This is a genomic window from Dactylosporangium sp. CA-092794 (assembly GCF_050948465.1).
Classification (GTDB): Bacteria; Actinomycetota; Actinomycetes; order Mycobacteriales; family Micromonosporaceae; genus Dactylosporangium.
The window spans coordinates 4,942,977-4,961,865 of record NZ_CP192044.1 but is presented as its reverse complement, the minus strand read 5'-3'; the positions used below and the strand labels follow the sequence as shown (position 1 = coordinate 4,961,865).

Genomic DNA, 18,889 nt, shown 5'->3' with positions numbered 1-18,889 from the left:
CGGACCGGCGCGGATGTCGCACCGCCAGGCGCACCATCCGACCTGCGCGGCCCGGGGCGGACGAATGTCTCCGTGATCATGATGCCCGCGGTGACCGCACACCGGGTTTGCCATGATCCCGGAGACTTGTGGTACACGGGTGTACATCACCACTCCACGATCATGAAAAACCCTTGGTGTCGACGTTCTGATGCGCATGATCACGGAGACTTCCGGTCCCTGCGCCGTGCAGCGACCGACGGGTGGGACGTAATCGCCGACCGCGCCCACCCGGGACGCGCAGATCGGGCACCACGTAGCCGCCGGCAGGCATCGCGGCCACCGGCGCCGGTTTCTGGCCACCCCGGCCGCCCGCGGCGCACCCGACTCCGTGACGGACACGCCAAGCTCATACACTAAGCTGGCGGACGTGGCCGATCCGCGATCGTCACGTCTACGCTGCGTCACGTCCGGATTTGGACGCGTGTTGTAAGGTGTTCGAGAGACGGAACGGCGGCACCACCGGCCTCACCAAGTCAGCTCGTGATCCTGACGACGACCGCGCCGAAGCGCTCGACGCCTTCGCCCTTGACGACGTCGTACCGCGCGATCGCGGACGCCTCGTCCGCCCCCGCCCACAGCACCGTCACCCGCACGGCCCGCCCCTTGGCCGGCGTGTATTCGCACGCGGCGGCGTCCTCGCGCCGCGCGGTGACCCGCCCCTTGCCGAGCCTGCGCCGCACCTCGGCCGGCGGCAGCACCGCGCACGGGTTCGGCCGGCCGGTCGCGACCGGCGCCGCCACCGGCCGGATGCGGTACCACGCCAGGGTCTGGTCGGCCTGCGCGATCAGCAGCGCCGAGCCGGCCTGCGGCGCGCTCGCGGCCGGCAGCAGCGTCGGGTACGGCGCCGACACGCCGCCCTCCCCCACCCCGCTCACCGCCAGGAACGGCACCGGCGCCGGGGCGGGGCCCACCGCGTACAGCCGGCCACCCTCGCGGACCAGCGCCCGGACGGTCCGCTCGGCCCGCCACCGCTCCTGGCCGTCGCGCAGCGCGAACGCCTCCAGCGCCCCGTCCGTGCGGTCGGTGCTGCCGCCGGACTGGGCGAGCACCACCGTCGCGTTCTCCACGGCGACGTCGCAGAACTCGGCGCAGCCGTCCCCGGCCCGGCGGACCAGCTCCCGGCCGTCCGGGGCGAACACGGCGAACGTCCGCGCGCCCCGCACCACCGTGGCGCCGTCGCGGACCAGCAGCCCGATCCCGCCGTCGTCGACGGCCGGGTCGAGCGCCGCCCTGCCGCGCAGCGCGCCGCTGCGGGCGTCGCGGACCTCGAGCCGGTCGCCGTCCGCGCAGGCCAGGCGGATCGCGGTGGTCGTGCCGTCGCCGGCGGTCGCCCGCAGGTCGCAGCCCTCGGGCAGGTCGGTCGTCCAGAGCCGTCCGCCGGTGCCGGCCGCGACCGCGGTGATGCTGCCCGGCCCGGGCGCGGCCCGGGTCGTCGCCATGCCGGTGTCCTCTTCGGTGTCGCCGACGCGGGACTGCCCGGCCCGCCGCGGCGGCCCGCCGCTCGCTTCGCTGCCCGCATTCGACCGCTTCGCCGCGCCGCTCGTGCCGTTGGCGCTCTGCGCCCTGTCGTTGGCCTTCACCCGCGGGCCGCTGCTCGGGCTCTTGCCGGCGGTCGTGCCGGCGGTCGTGCCGGGGGTCGTGCCGGGGGTCGTGCCGGGGGTTTGGGTCGGGTGCTGGGTGGCACCGCGGCTGGGCGCGGTTTTGGGCCCGACGACGACGGGCGTTTCGGTCACGAGCAACCCATCCGACAAATCGGATTTATCCGTTTTATCGGTGTTTTTGTCGTTCGGGGCGGTGTCGCGGGGGTTGGCCCAGCGCATCGCCGACGTGTCCGCCGCCGGCTCGCCGACGATCAGCGCGGGGCCGGCGGACATGGCCACGGTGCGGGCGGAGAGCGGCATCCACCAGCTGAGCCGGCCGGTCTGCGTGCTCAGGGCGGTCAGCTCCGCCGTCTTGGTGTCCCGCCGGAACGTGTTGACGACGACCGAGCCGCCGCCGAGGTCGGCCTGCGACCAGAGCACGGTGCCGTAGGCGCCCGCGCTGTCCAGCGCCCGCCGCCACCGCACGGCCCCGGTCCCCGCGTCGAGCCCGGCCAGCTCGGCCCCGCTGCCGGACTGGGCGACGACGACGCCGGCCGTGGGGTCGTAGCCCACGACGTCCGGCTCCGGGCTGCGAAACGCCGCCCCGCGCACGAGGTCCGCGGCGGTCACCGGTCCTGCCGCGGCCACCGTCTCGGGCTGCGGCGCGACGAGCGCCTCGGGATGGGCGGGCACGCTCGCGGTCAACACCGCCGCCGGCACCACCAGCAGCCCCGCTGCGGCTAACGGCCTCAAGACGCCTCCCGACCTCGCGAATGTCCGGCACAAAGAATCTTAAATCCGGACATATCATGATTTCGGCAGCGACGCGCGCCATTCACCCCCGCTCGACAAGATGCCCTTGGACCTCCGGCAACGCGGCGGGGTCGTCGAGGGCACCCCGCAGGGCGTCGCCGGCCGGGGCGTCAATGATCACCAGGAGGCGGCCGGCGGCTACGGCCGAGGGACGGACCAGGGTGCGGCGCCGGTCGCGCGGGTCGGGCGCGGTCACCACCGAGCCGTTGTCCAGCAGCCGGGCGATCGACGCCGACACCTGGCCCGGCTGCTGGGCCGCGAGTGCGTGCAGTTCACCGGCGGGCACTCCGGGCACGTGTTGCGCCCGAAGGCCTTCGCGGCCAGGCCGCGCGAGGTGCTGACGGCTACTTGAAGTGCGGGTCGATCTCGGCCGGCTTGTCGTCGGGCAGCTTGAACACGTCGGCCGGGGAGACCTTCGTGAAGTCGGTGCCGAGGACCAGCGCGCGGCTGTACTTGGCCCGCACCGCGGCGACCTGGGTCTTGCGCCCGCTGGAGTCGCGGACGGAGGCGTTGGCGATGAGCAGCACCGAGCCGTACGGCAGGCCGGAGAGCTTGGCCTGCTGCAGGATGAGCAGCGCCTGCTCCCGCACCCGGTCGCGCGCCTCGGTGTCGTCCGGGTCGCTGCTGACCGTCCAGGTGAAGACCAGCTGGTTCTGGGCGGCGGGGCGCTGCTCGACGGCGACCGTGGAGGCCGCGGCCAGGTCGTCGGCGCTCATCGCCTGGACGACGGCCGCGCGAACGCCGTCGACCGTGCCCGGGGCGCCCGCCGATCCGCTCGGCTTGGGCGAGGAGGACCCCGGCGCGGGCTGCTGCACGGCGACCGGGGTCGCGGTCGCGGGCGCGCCCGGCGGGCCCGCCGAGACCGTGTAGTGCGGCCCGGCGGCATCGACGTCGGCGCCCGGCTTGATGTCCGGGCCGCCGGAGCATGCCCCGGCCAGCAGGGCGGGCACGAGGAGCGCCGCGACCGTGACGCGGCTGGCTCGTGCGGAGCGCGGACCCATGCCGGGAAGCCTATGCAAGGTCCACCCCGCACCGATCCTCCGCATCGGTGAAGATTTCCGGCTCAGCGGGTGAACGCGAACTCCGTCCGGATGGTCCGTGTGGCGCGGGTCACCACTGGCCCCAGGGCACGTTCCAGTCGCCGATGCCGTCGGTGAGCGGCAGCTGCTTGGGCGTGTTGCGGACCTCGACGACGTCGCCGGTGTCGAAGGTGTCGTAGAACCACTGGGCGTTGGCCGGGGCGACGTTGATGCAGCCGTGGGAGGTGTTGGCCTTGCCCTGCGAGGGGATGTTCCAGTCGGCCAGGTGCACATACTCGCCGGCGAGCGAGATCCGGCAGGCCAGCTTGATCTTCTCCTCGTAGAAGTTGGGGTTGTTCTTGTCGGTGATGCCGTAGCTCGCCGAGCTCATCGTGGTGACCGGCTCCTTGGTCATCAGCACATGGACGCCGGAGCGGGTGAAGAAGTCGATGGTCTCGCCCTTGGAGCCGGTCGTGGTGCCGCCCTTGCCCATGCTGATCGGGATCTGCTTGACCATCTGGCCGTCGATGAAGCACTGCATCTGGTGCGTGTTGGAGTCGGCGATGGCGATGCGGGCCGGGCCGATGGAGAAGTTGGCGCTGGAGTTGCCGCCGCCGTAGACGCCGCCGCCGAGGTCGACGCCGAGCAGGTTGACGCTCACCTTGACGGTGGTGCCCTTCGCCCAGTACTTCTCCGGGCGCCAGTGCGCGCTCTGGTTGCTCACCCAGTGCCACTTGCCCTCGACCGCGGGCGACGCGGTGACCTTCATCGCCTGCTCGGCCGCGTCCTGGTTCTTCACGGCCTTGTTGAAGAACACGATGACGGGCTGGCCGACGCCGTAGGTGCCGCCGTTCTTCAGCGCGAGCATCGGGTTGGCCTGGAAGGTGATCGAGGCGACCGAGGCCGGCTTCAGCGTGGTGAAGCTGCTGGTCTGGCTGACGTCCTTGCCGCCGGCGTCGGTGCCGCTGACCGTGACGGTGTAGGTCTGGCCGTAGGACAGCGTGCCGGTCGAGGTCCAGTTGTGCTTGTCGTCGGCGAGCTTGCCGTCGAGGTTCTTGCTGCCGGCGGCGACCGTGACCGAGGTGAGCGTGCCGCCCTCGATGGCGACCGTGACCGGGCTGGTGGGCGCGACGTCCTTGCTGTCGGCGGCCGGGGTGATGGTGAGCTTGGCGGGCGTGGCGGCACCGCCGCCGTCGCCACCGCCGCCCTCCGGCCCGGCCGAGGATCCGCCGGCCGTCCAGGTGCTCTTGCCGCTGCTGTCGTTGCCGGAGCAGGCTGCCAGCGCGGCGGCCGCGGCGATCCCGGCGCCGCCGGTCAGCATCTTGCGACGACTCAACATCTCTCTATGCCCTCCCCGTTCGCGAACGGTACCGATCAGGCACCGCGTCGCAAAACCCCCGGCCCGTATTGCGCACAATGTCCGAACGAGTGACTGTGCGCCGTTCCGCTTGACGCGGCGCGGCGTCCGAATGATAGACGCCGCGCGCAAGGGGCTCGGTTTACGCGGGGTCAGGAGCCTGAGACGACCGTCACCTCGAGACGGTCCGTGTAGAAGGCGACACGCTTGGCGATCGGCGAGACGGCCGGATACGGCTCCTCGTAGCTCCACACCGCGTTGTCGAGGGTCCGGTCCGGCGTGACGACCGAGTAGTAGGAGGCGTCGCCCTTGTACGGGCAGTAGGTGCTGTGCTCGGTGCGCTCCAGCAGCCGCTGGTCGACGTCGGCGAGGGGCACGTAGTACACGACGGGATAGGTCGACTCCTGCAGGGCGAGCGCGTCGGTGGTGTCGGCGACGACGTGCTCGCCGGCGCGCACCACGACCCGCACGTCGGCCGGCGTGACGGTGATCGGGTGGTCGGGACCTGGGATCAGGTGTGGGCGACTCATTGGACCAAAGCTAGGCCGGCAGGAGGCGATCGACCAGGCGTACCGCCAGATCATCGTCGTCCAGGGTCCAGGGCAGGAAGATCGCCCGGTACACGATGGGCGCGATGAGCTGATCGATGATCTCGTCGGCCGTCACCGGGCCGCCCGGGGCGGTCGAGCCCGCGTGCTCCACGATCTGCAGGGCCTCGGCGCGGCGGTTGCGCAGGCAGTCGGTCTCCCGCTCGCCCGCCATCGGGGTGCCCCCGCGCAGCAGCGCGGCGTTGAGCGGCTTGCGGTAGTGCTCGACGATCCCGCCGGCCCAGGCGATCAGGTCGGCCCGCAGGTCACCGGAGTCGGGCAGCGGGCGGTCCGGGTCGAGGTGGTAGGTCGCGATGTCGTTCAGCAGCGCCGCGGCGTCGCCCCAGCGCCGGTAGACGCTGGTCGGGTTCACCCCGGCCCGCTCGGCGACGAGGGGGATCGTCACCTTCTCGGCGCCGCGCTCGCGGACGAGCTCTTCCACGGCGTACCGGATCGCGGACAACACGGCGGCGCTGCGCCCACCGGTGCGGCGCACAGGCGCAGTCATGTGACCCTCCTAACTAAAGCAATGATTTTTGCTTTAATGGCGTTCCCGGGGCGTACCTTCAGCGTAACGCAAGGAACTTTGCTTTAGGAGTCGCGCGATGTCTACCGCAACACTCGACCGCCCGCTCACCGCCGACGGCCGCCGCACTCTGTCCCCGGGCGTCGCGTTCGCCGGGGCGGGGCTCGCGTTCGCGTCGCTGTACCTCGCCGCGGGCGCGCCCACGCCCCTGCTGGTGCTCTTCGAGAGACAGTGGGGCTTCGCGCCCTGGGTGCTCACCGTCGCCTTCGCGGCGTACGCCTTCGGCCTGCTCGCCTCGCTGCTGGTGGTCGGCTCGCTGTCCGACCACGTCGGGCGCCGCCCGGTCCTGGTCGGCGCGCTGGTCGTCGAGCTCGCCGCGATGCTCATGTTCGTCTTCGCGCCCGGCATCGGCTGGGTGATCGCCGCCCGGATCGTGCAGGGTCTGGCCACCGGCGCCGCCAGCAGCGCGTTCACCGCGGTCCTGGTCGAGCTGGCGCCGCCCGCGCACAAGCGCCTCGGCGGCATTCTCGGCGCGGTCGCCCCGGCCGGCGGCCTCGGTCTGGGCGCGCTGCTGACCGGCGCGGCCGTGCAGTTCACGCACGCGGCGAACCTCATCGTGTTCACCAGCCTCGCCGTCATCATGGCGCTGGGCACCGCCACCGCCGTGCTGTCGGCCGAGACCGTCAGCCCGCGACCGGGCGCCCTCGCGTCGCTGCGTCCCCAGGTTTCGGTACCGCGCGCCGCCCGCCCCGACTTCCTGGCCGCCGCCCCCGCCCACCTGGCCTCGTGGATGCTGGCCGGCCTGTTCATGGGCCTGTCGCCGAGCATCCTGCGCGACGTGTTCCACCACAGCAGCGGCCTGCTCAACGGCCTGACCGCGTTCCTGCCCCCGGCCACCGCGGCGGCCACGGCCTACCTGCTCAGCCGGCACCCGGCCCGCGCCGTCGTGCGCCTCGGCACGGTCGCCGTGCTGGCCGGTACCGCCGTGGTGCTGATCGGCATCGCCACCGGCACCCTGCCGCTGCTGTGGGTCGGCGGCCTGGTCGGCGGCGCGGGCTTCGGCGCCACCTTCTCCGGCGCGCTGCGCGCGGTCGGCCCGCTCGCCGAGGCCCATCAGCGGGCCGGCTTGTTCGCCGCGGTGTTCCTGGTGGCGTACCTCTCCTTCGGTGTCCCGGCGATCGTCGCGGGCCAGCTGGTGGCGCCACTGGGCCTGCTGACGACGGTGCTGTGCTACGGCGGGGCGGTCATGCTCGCGGCCCTGGTGGCGCTGGCCGCGCAGGCGCGGCTGGGCCGTTAGCCTCACGTCCCGCCGCCCGCGGCCGATCATTCGAGCGACAGGTCTCGCGTCTCGCTTGCAGCGAAGGGACACGCACATGCGCATCGGTGACGCCGTCACGTTCAGCGTGCCGGCCGCGGGTACCAAGGTGGATCCGGCGACCCGGCAGGCCCAGGTCAACGCCCAGGCGGACACGCTGACGCAGCTGCTGAGCACGAAGCACAACCTGCGGGTGGCGGCCAACGTCTCGGACGGCAAGGGCGTCGACATCTACCTCTGACGCCCGCCCCGTCAACCGGCCGGCCGGCCGGCACAGCCCGGCTCCGGCCGGCGCAGCCCAGCTCCGGCCGGCCGCGGGGCTCTCGATCCGCACCGCTCGGGGGCCGGGACAGCCGACCACCACGGACCGGCCCGGGCAGCGGCCACATCCCTCGGCGGGCGCTCGACCAGAACTCTCCGCGATCATGCTGTAGTCGCCGCCCGCAGCACGTGTTTTCATGATCACGGAGTAACTATGTACCCATAGGTACCATATGTCTCCGTGATCATGGGAAACCCGCCGCGCGCCGGCGGAAGTCGCATGATCACGGAGAGATTCAGCCGACCTTACCGGACTTATCCCCGGTCAGGGTATAAGTCCGAAAAATCCGGACACGGAGTGTCTGGATTTTTCGTCCCGAACAGCGCGGTAGGCGCCACGAGCGGCTTGCGACAAAGGCGTGGTAAGTGTCACAGGGGGCGCAAAGGCGCCATCGCCGGTCGGGCGCGTTTGCCGGTCCGATCGGGCAGAAACCGGCTCATCCGGACGTCGGCGAGGGCCGCCGGCGCATCGGGCCGGGCGGTCGGGGACGGCCGGAGCGTTCCAGGTCGAACCGGGACAGGTGTCATCTATCCGGTCCCAGCACCCAGGCTGCCCGGTTCCCGACTGACGTGACCAGCCGTCCTACGCTCAAATTCGTAGCAAGCGTCTTCCCGACAACACTTGTATTCCACACGGAAACGGTTGCTAGGGTCTTCGACGCTCGGTGATCTGGACGCTAAGGGGACGACCGTGGGACTGCTGGACAAGATCAAGGGCGAGTTCATCGATATCATCGAGTGGCTCGACGACAGCCGGGACACGATCGTCTGGCGGTTCCCGCGCTACCAGAACGAGATCAAGATGGGCGCCAAGCTCGTCGTGCGCGAGTCGCAGGTCGCGGTCTTCGTCAACGAGGGCCAGATCGCCGACGTGTTCGTGCCGGGCACCTACACGCTGCAGACGCAGAACATGCCCATCCTGGCCACCCTGAAGGGCTGGAAGTACGGGTTCGACTCGCCGTGGAAGGCCGAGGTCTACTACGTCAACACCCGGCAGTTCACCGACTTCAAGTGGGGCACCCAGAACCCGGTCATGATGCGCGACGCCGAGTTCGGCATGGTGCGGCTGCGGGCGTTCGGCGCCTACTCGCTGCGCGTGGTCGACCCGGAGAAGCTGCTCAAGGAGCTGGTCGGCACCGACCCGCAGTTCCGCACCGAGGAAGTGTCGGAGTTCCTGCGCCAGCTCATCGTCGGCCACCTCGGCAGCGCCCTCGCCGCCGCGCAGGTGCCGGTGCTGGACCTGGCCGCGCAGCAGCTCACCATCGGGCAGAAGCTGGCCGGGGTGCTGACCCAGGAGCTGGTCGGCTACGGCATCCAGATCCCCAAGTTCATCATCGAGAACATCTCGCTGCCGCCGGAGGTCGAGGAGGCGCTGGACAAGCGCACCTCGATGGGCGTGCTGGGCAACCTGGACCAGTATTCGAAGTTCCAGGCCGCCAACGCCATGGAGGCGGCGGCGAACAACCAGGGCGGCGCGGGCGAGGGCTTCGGCCTGGGCCTGGGCATGGCGGCCGCGCAGCAGGTGGCCGCCTCGATGAACGCCGCGCAGCGCCCGCCGCAGCCGCAGTACGCGCCGCAGCAGCCGCAGTACGCGCCGCAGCCGGCTCCGCAGGCCGCTCCCCCGGCCGGCCCGCCGCCGCTGCCGCAGCCGGCGGCCTGGTTCGCCGGGATCAACGGCGCCCAGGCCGGCCCGTTCGACGCCGCCGGCCTCGCCGGTGCGGTGCAGGCCGGGCAGATCACCCGCGACACGCTCGTGTGGAAGAACGGCATGGCGCAGTGGACGCCGGCCGGTCAGATCCCCGAGCTCGGCAACCTCTTCGCCGCCGTTCCCCCGCCGTTCCCCCCGATGGGCTGATCCATGTCGCAAAGTGCGGTGTCACAGAGCCAGTACCCGTGCGCCGGCTGCGGCGCCAACGTCGAGTTCGCCCCCGGTACCAACGTGCTCAAGTGCCCCTACTGCGGGCACGAGACCGCCCTGGAGAGCTCCGGCGCGCGGATCCGTGAGCACGACTACCTCAACTTCACCAGCCTGCCCCGCAAGCCGATCGCGCAGCTGGCCAAGCACGTGTTCGTGTGCCGCAACTGCGGCGCGCAGACCGAGAGCGACGCCATCTCCGACCGCTGCCGGTTCTGCAGCGCGCCGGTCGTGGCCGAGCTCAACGCCCGCGATCTGGTCGTTCCGGAGGCGGTACTGCCCTTCGTCCTCGACAAGCGGCAGCTGCGCGAGTCGCTGGGCAAGTGGGCGAAGTCGCGCTGGTTCGCCCCGTCGGGCCTGAAGAAGGTCACCGAGGCGGAGACCGCGAAGAGCATGTACATGCCGCACTGGACGTACGACTCCAACACGGTGACGGACTACCAGGGTCAGCGGGGCGAGCACTACTGGGTCACCGAGACCTATACGGAGAACGGCGAGACGAAGACCCGCCAGGTGCAGAAGACGCGGTGGTACCACGCCAGCGGCACCGTGGCGCGCTCGTTCGACGACGTGCTGGTGACCGGCACGACCAAGGTGACGCAGAAGCACCTCGACTCGCTGGAGCCGTGGCCGCTGCCGAACTCGCAGCCGTACCGGCCGGAGTACCTCGCCGGCCACGAGACGCTGCGCTACGACGTCGAGCCCGAGCACGGCCTCGAGGCGGCCAAGCAGAAGATGGTCCCGGTGATCGAGGGCGACTGCCGCCAGGACATCGGCGGCGACGAGCAGCGCGTCGAGCAGATGCACACGCAGTACAACGACGTGACGTTCAAGCTCATGCTGCTGCCGGTGTGGATCGCCTGCTACCTGTATGCCGGCAAGACGTACAACATCCAGGTCAACGGCGTGACCGGCGAGGTGGCCGGCGAGCGCCCGTACAGCGCCTTCAAGATCGCCATGGCCATCCTCACCGTGCTCGTGGTGATCGCCGTGATCATCGGGTTGTACTCCATCGGCAAGCACTGACCGCGCCCGCCCGCGCGGTGGTCGCCCGGCCACCGCGCGGCGGGTCAGCCGACCGGCAGCAGCCGGGTGGCGTGGAAGCCCAGCAGGCGCTCGATCGCACCGGTGTCGATCGGCGTGGCCCGGCCGGGGATGGGCCGGCGCAGCGGCGTGTCCGGGTGGTACCGCGCGATCAGCTCCTCCGTCGGCGTGGCCGACATCGTCTCCGGCGCGGCCAGCAGCAGCGGGTGCACGCCGCGCACCGGGCGGGTCAGGCCCAGCCACACCGCCTCGGCGGCGTCGTCGGCGTGCAGGTACGACCACGAATCGGCGGCCATCGTCCCCGGGTCCCGCGCGCACTTCTGGGCGACCTCGGCCAGCCGGGCGGGGACGGCGGTGAACGGGAACCGCAGCGCGACGATGTCCAGGCCGTGCCGGCGGTGCATCATCGCCGCGGTGGCCTCGTCGACCTGCTTGGACAGCGAGTACGCGTCCTCGGCCTGCTGGGGCGTGGCCTCGTCGATCGGGTAGTACGCCGGGTGCAGCGTCCGCGGCGCGAAGCGCAGCCCGAGGATCGAGTAGCTGCTGGCGATGACCGCCCGGCGCACCCCGCGGCCGGCCGCGCCCTCGAGCACCGCGAAGGTGGCCCGGGTGTTGCCGGCGAAGACCGTCAGCGGCGGGTCGGTCAGCGGATGCGGGATCGCGGCCAGGTGTACCACCGCGTCGACACCGTCGCCGATGGCCGCCTCGACGACCTCGGGGTCGCCCGCGTCGCCCGCGACGACCCGCCGGGCGCCCTCGACCGGCGCCGCCGGCTGGACCAGCGCGTGGATGCCGGCGCCGGCGGCGCGCAGCCGGGCGCAGACGGCGGTGCCGATGGTGCCGGCCGCGCCGGTGACCAGAACTCTGATGGCGCCTCCCGGACTCCCGCGCGCCGCGACCATGACGGCGGCCTGATGCCGATCATGTGTGCGCTAACGTTACGTCGTGCATCCCACCGTCGCCGTCCCCGGCCTCGTGCGTGTCCTCGAGGTCGGCGGCAGTCACGTGACCGCCGGCACCGTCGACGTGGACGGCCGCAAGATCCTCGACCGGCAGCGGCACCCGCTCGACCCGGCGCGGGACGCACACACCATCATCGGCGTGCTCGCCGCCGCGGCCAAGGGCCTGGACCCGGGGCCGGGCGACCGGTGGGCGGTGGCGTTCCCGGGCCCGTTCGACTACGCGGCCGGGGTGGCCCTGCACGAAGGCGTCGCCAAGTTCGACGGCCTGCACGGGGTGAGCCTGCGCGCCGCCCTGGCCGACGCGATCCCGGCCGACCCGGCGGCGTTCACGTTCGTCAACGACGCCGACGCGTTCGGCCTCGGCGAGTGGGTCGACGGCGCCGCGACCGGCACCAGGCGCAGCGTCGCCATCACCCTCGGCACGGGCATCGGCTCGTCCTGGCTGGCCGACGGCGCGATCGTCTCCAGCGGCCCCGACGTGCCGCCGGACGGCGAGATCCACTTCTGCGACGTCGACGGGGTCAACATCGAGGACCTGGTCTCCGACCGGGCGCTCGTGCGCGGGTATCTCGCCCGCACCGGCACCACGGTCGACGGCATGCGCGGCCTGGCGGAGCTGGCCCGCTCCGGCGACCGGGACGCCCGCGAGGTGGTCGACACCGCGTTCGGGATCCTCGGCCGGCTGCTCACCGATTGGCTGGGCCGCTTCGGCGCCGAGGTGGTCGTCGTGGGCGGCTCGATGACCGGCGCCTGGGACCTCATCGACCCGGCCCTGGCCCTGCCGGTGCCGGCCCGCCCGGTCGCCGACACCGAGCGTTCGGCGTTGCTGGGCGCGGCTTTTGCCGGCCGCGCCTGAGTTTTGCCGCCCGCACGTGAGTTTGGTCCCAGCCCCGCGCGCAACGAGGCTCTTGGATGCTACGAACATGAGATGCCCTCGCCCCTCGTATCCGAGCCTGCGCCCAATGTCTGGGTCCTGCGCACACCCCGCAGCGCTTACGTTCTGTCCCTCGGCGGCGAGGACGTGCCGATCGCCGCGCACTGGGGCGCCCCGGTCGACGACGAGGCGGCGGTGGCGCTGGCCCGGGTGCCGTTCGACCCGGCCCGCGGCAGCTGGGAGAGCCGCCTGGACGGCCGCGAGGAGTACCCGTCGGACACCGGAATGCGCTTCGCGGAGCCGGCCCTCGCGGTGCGCTTCCCCGACGGCGGCCGCACCGTGCGCTGGATGTTCGCCGCGGCGGAGATCGATGCGGCCGATCCCGGGCACCTGAGCCTGCGCTTCACCGAGCTGACCCGCCCGCTGCGGCTCACCCTGCACTACCGGGTCACGGACGCCCACGACGTCATCGAGCGCTGGGCGAGTCTCGCGACGGACGTCCCGGTGGAGGTCGTCCGCGCCGACAGCGCCGCGTGGTGCCTGCCGCCGCGGGAGGACTACCGGATCAGCTCGCTGCACGGCCGCTGGGGCGCCGACGGCCGGCTCGACCGTTCGCCGCTTGCCGATGGAGTGGTACGCCTCGGCAGCCGCCGCACCACGACCAGCGCGATGCACAACCCGTGGTTCGCCATCGACGACGGCACCGCGACCGAGACGGCGGGCGAGGTGTGGACGGCCGCGCTGGCCTGGTCGGGCACGTGGCGGATCGACGTCCAGCGCAGCCCGTCCGGCCGGGTCGTCGCCAACGCCGGCGCCGGCCACGAGCCCCCGGTTGCCGTTTTGACGGGGGGTACCACCTATGAAACTCCGAAATCGTGCGGACTGTGGACCGCCGAAGGCTTCGGTGCGGCCAGCCGCGCCTGGCACCACTACGTCCGGGGCCACGTCCTGCCCCACGGCGACGAGCTGCGCCCGGTCCTGTACAACTCGTGGGAGGCAACGGGTTTCCTGCTCGACGAGGCCAACCAGATGTCCCTGGCCGAGCGCGCCGCCGCCTTGGGCTGCGAGCTGTTCGTGATGGACGACGGCTGGTTCGGCACCCGGGTCACCGACACCGCCGGCCTCGGCGACTGGACCCCCAACCCGACCCGCTTCCCCAACGGCCTGGACCCCCTCATCAAGCGGGTCACCGAGCTGGGCATGCGCTTCGGCATCTGGGTGGAGCCGGAGATGGTCAACCCCGACAGCGATCTCTATCGAGCCCACCCCGACTGGGTCTACCACTCCCCCGGGTACCCCCGCCACGAACTGCGCAACCAGCTCGTCCTGAACCTCGGCAAGGACGAGGTCGCCGCCTGGCTGCACGGCTGGCTCGACGCGCTGCTCACCGAGCACGAGATCGCCTTCGTCAAGTGGGACATGAACCGCCCGGTGACCGACCCCGGCCCCTACGGCGACCTGCTGTGGTCCACCCGCCACGCCCGCAACCTGTACACCATCCTGGATCGCCTCCGCCACGACCACCCCGAGGTCCGCTTCGAGTCCTGCGCCTCCGGCGGCGGCCGCGTGGATCTGGGCATCCTGGCCCGCACCGACCAGGTCTGGCCCAGCGACAACACCGACGCGAGCGACCGCCTGCACATCCAGGAGGGCTTCAGCCAGCTCTATCCGGCCCGCGCGATGACCGCCTGGGTCACGGATTCCCCGAACTTCCTGACCGGCAACCGCCTGCCGCTGCGCTACCGTTTCCACGTGGCCATGGCCGGCGTCCTGGGCATCGGCGGCGACCTGCCCGCCTGGACCCCCGACGACCTGGCGCTGGCCGCGGACCTGATCGCCCAGTACAAGCGCATCCGCCCAATCGTCCAGCACGGCCGCCTCCACCGGCTACGCTCCCCCCGCGAGTCCACCGCCCCCGCCCTGGCCTACCTGTCGCCGGACGGCGAGGAGGCCGCGGTCTTCCAGTTCCTCGACGGCCACCACTACGGCGAACCGGCCCCGCCCGCCCGCCTCCCGTTCCTGCCCGCCGGCACCTGGCAGGACGCCGACACCGGCACGCGTTACCAGTCGGCGTTCCTGGCGGCCCACGGCCTCGACAAGTCCCTGTACCGCAACCACGACAGCGCCGTCACCCACCTCCGCCGCGTCGCTCCATGACGCCCTACAGGCAGTCGGCCGACGGTCGGCCTAAGCCCACCCCCGGTCGAATGCCGGGGGCTAACGTCCCCCGCGAACCGACCAACGAACGCCGCGAAACCCGCCGACCACCCGACCGCCATCTCCTCCAACACGACACGATCACGTACCACAAAACCGCTCTATGTAACAACCTGTCGTTGCAGTACTAAAACCAGCCGAGCTGCCGCCCGAGATCATAGGCTCGATGCTTGACGAGGTTGTCGCGAAAGCGCTGCTTGATATAGGTCTCGACGGCGCCCCACCGGCCAAGGTCGCCGCGCAGCAGGCTCGCACCGCACGACCGCAGACTCTCCGCAACGAGCCGCGCCGTGGTCTCGTCCGGCAGGGGGCTGAAGTCGCCCGTCTCGACCTGCCGTTCATAGCCGACCACGTCCTCGAGGCTTTCCAGATCGAGGTAGTCGAGCGGGGTGTCCGGGCGGATCCCCGACCGGGGCGGGAAGTCGCCGTCGACCAGACGCACGAGCCACACGAAGAACGGGTCGCCGTGCTCCCAGTCCAGGCGCACGCCGAGCACCGGGCCGGCATAGTCGATGCGGAAGCCCGCGTCCCGGATCGTGGTGCTGACGTGCCGGTAGCCGAAATCCGTGGTCAGGAAGCCGAACGCGCGCTCGCATCCGGTCGCGGAGGCGCGAAGATCCCGCTTTCTCACGACGGTGGCCAATTCATGAAGTGCATCCTGCCGTAGCCGTCGGTCTCCTGGACTTCCATACCGTGGTACTTGCCGATGGGATCAGTGCGGCTCGGGTCCGGACCGATGTCGATGATCTCGTATCCATCCTTCATCTTCTGCCGGATCCACGTCTCGTTCCGGTTGAAGGTCGGCTTCGTCGTGCCCTTGCTCCACGTCCGCCACCACCTGGTCCGCGGGAGACCGAGGCCCTGCAGTTCTTGGTCGCCGCCCTGACCCGCCGCATCGTCCGGCCGATCACTAGGCCGGACGCACGCGCACGCGCTACAGCCGTTCCGGCCCCGCGCACGCGCCCACGCAACAGAGCGCCAGAAGGACCCACGAAGGCCTTCGAATCCGGCACACAAGGCCGTGACGATCCCTTCGCCGGTCCAGACCGAGATGACTTCCCGGGGATCGACGCCCCGCCGCTACGCGACGGGCCAACGGACAGCGTGCCGGCGCCAGACGCGCGAACCAACGGCCCACGCACCCTCAGCCGATCACGCTACTGCAAGTCGACCCGGCCAACCGTCCACATCAGCCAGATTTATCAATTTATATACGTTCCAGATGTTTGACAGCAACCCAGACGAACAGCCACGCACTTCTACGCACACTGCAATGAAACCATTACGCTCCGGAGTTGCGCCCTGACTTACTGAATAGGGGAGCTCGCTCGAATTTTGCCGAGCTTGTGGAATGCAATCTGCCCATTCACAGTGCCTATTAGTCCGCTCGGATTCTGCGATTTCTCAGCCAGGCCACCAAGCCAGCTTTCGGACCCTTGCCAGTCGAGCGGAAGCCGCGGCTTGGGCCAGAGCCTTACGAGCTCTGCTGCCACCCGGAGGCCATCCGCCACCAAGTCCGGACGGCCCACACCGGACTGCACCGCATCGGCAGCAGCTACCAACTGTGCTTCAACTTCCTCGACCACACCGGCCTACGTCTCTGACCATCACTCAAATACCGAAAGATCTTTAGCGTCGGTTCGGCACCGGTGACGCCCGACGCTACCTTGCATCGACGACACAGCCGTTGTCACGAGCAGCCGAACAATCCGCCGGCGCAGCTGGGCGTGCGAAATGACTCAGCCGACAGGTTGGGTCAGCGCATGGCGTGCCTGCCGGGAGCCGAAAAGACCGCAGCCATCGTCCGCCGCCGCACCACAACCACCGCTCCTCCGCAGGGGCACGCCAACCCACAGCCGAAAAGCTGACATTCCACGAAGGGGGCGGGTGGCCGCCTGCCCATCGAGTCGCCGCCGGGCGATTCACCCCGCAACTTCAGCTCCAGACGCGGTCTTCGGCGAACCTCCGCTCGTTTACCTGCGTCGGACGATCGAGCGCGACTGCCTAGCGCTTACGCACGTGCGCGCCGATGGAACGCTGCGGGTTCCCTGTTAGCGTAGCGATATGACGATCGAAGAGCTGACTCGACTCGTCCCTCCGCCAGCCCTGCCGGTCGATGCCGAAGGCGATTGGCGTGGTGTTGAGACTGAGTTGGGGTTGGCCCTGCCCGACGATTTCAAGGGGCTGGTCCAAACATACGGCCGCGGGCAGTTCGTGGACCACGTCACGCCCCTGCAAGCCTTCGGGCCGACGGCCAGCCTCCTCGCGCGGGCCCGCTCCTTCACTGAGCGCGAGCGGAAGACGCTGCAAGACTACCCCGAACTGTCCCCGACGGGCTTCTATCCGGCCGCCAGCGGTCTGCTCGAGTGGGCGGTCGACGATGACGGCGTCTCCTACTGCTGGGTGACTGCAGGGCCACCCGAGTCATGGCGGGTCACGATCTGGGACGCGCGCAACCGCCGTGTGGAGCGTTTCGACCACGACGCCACTGGCTTTCTGGCTGGCTGGCTGCAAGGCACATTGGAGTCGCGGCTGCTGATCGCATCGCCAGACGTGCCGCCGTGGTTCCAGCCGTTCCGGAGGCGGAGCCACGCCTACGTCGTACTGTCGGACAGCGACATCCCCTACGAGGAGCGCCTGCGGGTGCTCAAGGACGCCCTAGCCCCGATCCAGGAACGCGGCAGCGCGCTCGGCGACGAGGACGAGGACGACCGGCAGGACTTCTTCGCCGCCGTCAACCGCGACTGGATCATCACGTACGAGACCGCATACGCCCACCAAATCCGGTTCGCCTATCCACCCGAGGATGACAACGCCGTCCGCGTATTCGCGACGGCGGTGGCGCCGACCATGGGATCGCGAATTGTCCGCACTACCGATCGCCGCGGTGCACCGATCTGGTCATGAACGGCCGGTGGCCGCCGAGTCACGGATGGCTCGGCGGCCGCAACGCTAGAGTTCGCCGTCAAATCCGAACATCCCAGCGGGGTTCGGCAACTCCCAAGTCCGGTTGAACCGGCGATTGCCGACGGCCGTAATGACGATCTTGTCCGGGATCGGGTTGTCGCCGAGGTAATGCGGCACCGCGCTGTACTGGATGTTCTCGCCAGCGTCCACAGCGTTGAAGATGACGTCTTCGATATCGTCACGCATGATCGGGGAGTTGGTCGGATACTGCGTCATCGTGACGAGGTTCTCCTTCCAGCCTCGGCCACCGAGGCGTTGGGCCAGCAGGTGGCCCCGCCCGACATTGTGGTCCGAACCGTTGCCGGGCCAGCCCGCCGGCGTGCGATTGCCGGCCCCTGCGCCCGTGTCCAGCATGTCCTTGGTGATCTGGGCGTGCACGCCGGTGGGGCGGCCGTGGTCGTCGAGCCCGCCGTACCGTACCTGGCCGCCGTGCGTGGCACGGGGGTCCCGGCCGCGGTCGTGATACTTGTCCTTGCATCTGTTGTGGACGAGGACTACTTCGCCGTCCACGACGACGTAATAGGTATGGACGTCGGCAACCGTTAGGTCATCCATCTGCGCGGCGCCGACGAAGTTGTGCAACACGATGACGACTACCAGGTCACCGTCAAGCGTCCGAAGCGCTTGACCCACCTTGAGGTCCTGCGCGTATACCCACTTGCCGACCGTCTCGTCCCAGAACGGGTGGTGCCAGGTGGTGTGCAGCACTTCGGTACGGTCCGGTTGGGAAACGTCGCCGGGGTTCCGGTCATCGATCCGAACGGTGACGTCGGTCAGGTCCGTGTCGTGGTTACGGTGCAGGAGTTGGACCGTCTTCGCTTCGGTGTTCCCAGTCCGCGGGTCGGTTGAGAGGACCTGGTCTCCAACCGCGACATCCTTGATTGGCTTGGCGGCACCATCTGCGAGCAATACCAGGGTGTCGGGCGCGAAACTATGTTCCCCTGCCGCTGTGCAACCGCCGCCACCGTCGCCGCGCGACCCGTTGGATTCCTCAGACCGCCACTGCCGTCCGCCGCCGGAGCCCTCGGCACCGCCAGTTCGCCTCGAGGCGACGGCCTCCTTGGAACCGCCGCCGAACGCCTTCTTCATGCCGGTCCGGACGCTGCTGCCGGCTCCTCGCTGGCGGCCTTCGCGGTCGTCTTGGGGGCTCGGCTGGCGCGCACCCCTCCGATTCGCGCCGCCACCGTTGGCCGACGGATGGTCGCGGTCATCGACACCGCCGCGGTGCTCGCCGAACAGTGACTCGCTCCCCGGCGCCGACACCTCGCAGTTATGGACGAGCTGTGGCGGGCGGAGGGGTAATACTGTGCACGACAGCCACACTCGACGCAGGACCCTGCGTGGGGCTTC

16 protein-coding genes are annotated in these 18,889 nt (G+C 70.5%); 7 read left to right on the top strand and 9 right to left on the bottom strand.

Annotation, left to right across the window (positions count from 1 at the left end; all coding sequences use genetic code 11):
• Nucleotides 1-515: 515 nt before the first annotated feature.
• From ACQPXD_RS21390 to ACQPXD_RS21365, 6 genes are all read right to left on the bottom strand, one after another.
• A complete protein-coding gene (locus tag ACQPXD_RS21390; protein ID WP_432841140.1) occupies nucleotides 516-2,375 on the bottom strand; it encodes a PQQ-binding-like beta-propeller repeat protein in 1,860 nt (619 codons plus the stop codon).
• An 82-nt stretch (nucleotides 2,376-2,457) separates the two neighbouring features.
• The gene (locus ACQPXD_RS21385; RefSeq protein ID WP_432841138.1) at nucleotides 2,458-2,721 is read right to left on the bottom strand and encodes a hypothetical protein; all 264 of its coding nucleotides are present in this window, start codon (nucleotides 2,719-2,721) and stop codon (nucleotides 2,458-2,460) included.
• A gap of 58 nt (nucleotides 2,722-2,779) precedes the next feature.
• A complete protein-coding gene (locus ACQPXD_RS21380; protein ID WP_432841136.1) occupies nucleotides 2,780-3,436 on the bottom strand; it encodes a hypothetical protein in 657 nt (218 codons plus the stop codon).
• 109 nt (nucleotides 3,437-3,545) lie between these two features.
• Nucleotides 3,546-4,793 (bottom strand): Ig-like domain-containing protein, encoded by a 1,248-nt coding sequence (locus ACQPXD_RS21375; protein ID WP_432841134.1) that lies wholly within the window; start codon nucleotides 4,791-4,793, stop codon nucleotides 3,546-3,548.
• A gap of 170 nt (nucleotides 4,794-4,963) precedes the next feature.
• Entirely contained in the window at nucleotides 4,964-5,341 is a 378-nt protein-coding gene (locus ACQPXD_RS21370; protein ID WP_432841132.1) for a DUF427 domain-containing protein, read from the bottom strand.
• Between the two features lie 10 nt (nucleotides 5,342-5,351).
• Nucleotides 5,352-5,906: a TetR/AcrR family transcriptional regulator gene (locus ACQPXD_RS21365; protein WP_432841130.1), complete on the bottom strand. Its 555-nt coding sequence runs from the start codon at nucleotides 5,904-5,906 to the stop codon at nucleotides 5,352-5,354.
• A gap of 97 nt (nucleotides 5,907-6,003) precedes the next feature.
• On the opposite strand from ACQPXD_RS21365, the gene ACQPXD_RS21360 reads away from it, so the two are divergent.
• The 4 genes from ACQPXD_RS21360 (at nucleotide 6,004) to ACQPXD_RS21345 (ending at nucleotide 10,501) form a co-directional block, all read left to right on the top strand.
• Nucleotides 6,004-7,221 carry an MFS transporter gene (locus ACQPXD_RS21360; RefSeq protein ID WP_432841128.1) on the top strand — a complete coding sequence of 406 codons (1,218 nt, stop codon included), beginning with the start codon at nucleotides 6,004-6,006 and terminating at the stop codon, nucleotides 7,219-7,221.
• Between the two features lie 76 nt (nucleotides 7,222-7,297).
• The gene (locus tag ACQPXD_RS21355) at nucleotides 7,298-7,480 is read left to right on the top strand and encodes a hypothetical protein (protein WP_432841126.1); all 183 of its coding nucleotides are present in this window, start codon (nucleotides 7,298-7,300) and stop codon (nucleotides 7,478-7,480) included.
• 771 nt (nucleotides 7,481-8,251) lie between these two features.
• Entirely contained in the window at nucleotides 8,252-9,415 is a 1,164-nt protein-coding gene (locus ACQPXD_RS21350; RefSeq protein ID WP_432841124.1) for an SPFH domain-containing protein, read from the top strand.
• Between the two features lie 18 nt (nucleotides 9,416-9,433).
• Nucleotides 9,434-10,501, top strand: coding sequence for a hypothetical protein (locus ACQPXD_RS21345; protein ID WP_432841122.1), 1,068 nt, complete (start codon nucleotides 9,434-9,436; stop codon nucleotides 10,499-10,501).
• 44 nt (nucleotides 10,502-10,545) lie between these two features.
• On the opposite strand, the gene ACQPXD_RS21340 is transcribed toward ACQPXD_RS21345, so the two are convergent.
• Nucleotides 10,546-11,421, bottom strand: coding sequence for an NAD-dependent epimerase/dehydratase family protein (locus ACQPXD_RS21340; RefSeq protein WP_432841120.1), 876 nt, complete (start codon nucleotides 11,419-11,421; stop codon nucleotides 10,546-10,548).
• 43 nt (nucleotides 11,422-11,464) lie between these two features.
• Between ACQPXD_RS21340 and ACQPXD_RS21335 the strand changes: the two genes are divergently transcribed.
• Entirely contained in the window at nucleotides 11,465-12,337 is an 873-nt protein-coding gene (locus ACQPXD_RS21335) for an ROK family protein (RefSeq protein WP_432841118.1), read from the top strand.
• A 72-nt stretch (nucleotides 12,338-12,409) separates the two neighbouring features.
• Nucleotides 12,410-14,512, top strand: coding sequence for an alpha-galactosidase (locus ACQPXD_RS21330; protein WP_432841116.1), 2,103 nt, complete (start codon nucleotides 12,410-12,412; stop codon nucleotides 14,510-14,512).
• A 187-nt stretch (nucleotides 14,513-14,699) separates the two neighbouring features.
• Here the strand turns inward: ACQPXD_RS21330 and ACQPXD_RS21325 are convergent, their stop codons facing one another.
• On the bottom strand, nucleotides 14,700-15,215 hold the full coding sequence (locus ACQPXD_RS21325; protein ID WP_432841114.1) for a hypothetical protein: 516 nt from the start codon (nucleotides 15,213-15,215) through the stop codon (nucleotides 14,700-14,702).
• 1,421 nt (nucleotides 15,216-16,636) lie between these two features.
• Between ACQPXD_RS21325 and ACQPXD_RS21320 the strand changes: the two genes are divergently transcribed.
• Complete coding sequence (locus ACQPXD_RS21320; protein WP_432841112.1) at nucleotides 16,637-17,479, top strand: SMI1/KNR4 family protein; 843 nt, start codon at nucleotides 16,637-16,639, stop codon at nucleotides 17,477-17,479.
• A 45-nt stretch (nucleotides 17,480-17,524) separates the two neighbouring features.
• Here ACQPXD_RS21320 and ACQPXD_RS21315 read toward each other — a convergent pair whose 3' ends face one another.
• Nucleotides 17,525-18,802, bottom strand: a complete 1,278-nt coding sequence (locus ACQPXD_RS21315; RefSeq protein ID WP_432841110.1) for a polymorphic toxin-type HINT domain-containing protein — start codon at nucleotides 18,800-18,802, stop codon at nucleotides 17,525-17,527.
• Nucleotides 18,803-18,889 lie beyond the last annotated feature (87 nt).